Consider the following 1,599-nt stretch of genomic DNA (forward strand, 5'->3'; position numbering starts at 1 on the left):
AACCGGTTTAGTAAATTTGCGTTCTTTATATCGGAAATGATATTCAAGGACTTTTTCAAGAAAAAGTTTTAGTTCCTCAATGTCAAAAAAATTCGAATACTTGACTATAACTTTCAAAAAAGCTTTATATGCATTCATTAATTCTTCCATTCCCGCAATTTCCACATAATACAGGTTATCTAAGTCATTATTATTCGTCTCACTATAACTGTCTTTTTCTTCGACTATAAATTCATCTAAAGTATCTAAAAATTGCTTATAGTAGTCAGCAATCAATGATCTAGCTGTACCGCTATTTTTATTTAAGGCATTTTTAATAGGATTTAATAAGTAGTATGTTTTTATATGTACACTTTCATCTTCGTAGACATAAGCTGGTGGAGTTCCAAGCGGTGGTCTTTTCTCAGCTGGCTTATCATAGATCAATCTAATCAGTTTCTCATAATTATCCTCAAATGATTCGCCTTCTGATAAATCAACGTATAATCTAGACGCGATAAAACTTGGCAAAAATGGATTGCCGGATTTATCTCTTTCATTGACAACCGGAATAAATTTCTTCTGGTTAACGTCACCGTATATTTCAGGAGTTATTATCATACTTTCATCCCCTACTCCTCCTTTGCGAAGATTTGCTTTGGAGGCGTATGTCTCATTACATATGAGCAACACCTTATCTATTTCTTCATCAGATACCATTTTTTCCATAAAGACGTATTTATCTTGCCCCTCTGACAAATCCCAGACATCCAAGACCACGTGAATGCCATCCGAAGTTAATCGACGAGCAAACTCTCTCACCCAATGAGCGTTATCATCCGGTGACCAACTATATGAAATGAATATCTTCTTCTTTTCCATTTACTAAAGATCTATTATTTAAATTAGTTATACTTATATAGATTGCGCAGAACTCCGGCTACTGCGACGTGCGTAGCGAAGCGGAGCATGGACGTAGTAGCAAAGTTAGCGGCATTTCTTCCATATTCTCATTTGTTGGCATAAATTAGACGTACCAATCATATATTGCTATACCTAAATATCCAAAATATAAACCCACTATTAACAATAGCGATTACAAATGACCTAAGATTCCATTTATACTGTTCAACCATTAATTTATTATGCATTAATGCTATCGCAGTCATAGCTACAAATAAAATCCTGATATTATTTTTCATCTCACATATTCCACAAATCGAAAATGCGCTGATTAATTCTGCCTTTATTAAATGACTTGTATAAACCTGCCAATAAAATGGTAATTCTCCAATATTTGAGATCATCGAAGCTATAAAAATAGAGATAACAAAGAAATAAGCACGATGATTTTTATATTGAATGCAAAATATTAACAATAGGAATGGGATCAAAAATCGCGAAGGTATAACGTATAAATGATCTGCATACTTTAATAAATCTATCCAAACTATAGCAAAGAATATTGAAATAGTAAATTTTATAAATATTGAATTCTTAAAAAACAGCTTCTTTTTATTTACCATTATACCCGTCACTAAGTGTTTTGGGATAAATTCGTATTTTTTGGCGTGAAAATCAAGCTAAGTCAATCCGAGTACGATCAATTACGACAAATTC

General features: G+C 32.6%; 1 protein-coding gene. It reads right to left on the bottom strand.

The window, feature by feature from the left end:
* A partial coding sequence (locus A3EU_RS33395) for a toll/interleukin-1 receptor domain-containing protein (RefSeq protein ID WP_020539480.1) occupies positions 1 to 861 on the bottom strand: 861 nt, incomplete at its 3' end.
* Between the last annotated feature and the right edge of the window lie 738 nt (positions 862 to 1,599).

The sequence above is a fragment of the Lewinella cohaerens DSM 23179 genome (genome assembly GCF_000379805.1).
Classification (GTDB): domain Bacteria; phylum Bacteroidota; class Bacteroidia; order Chitinophagales; family Saprospiraceae; genus Lewinella; species Lewinella cohaerens.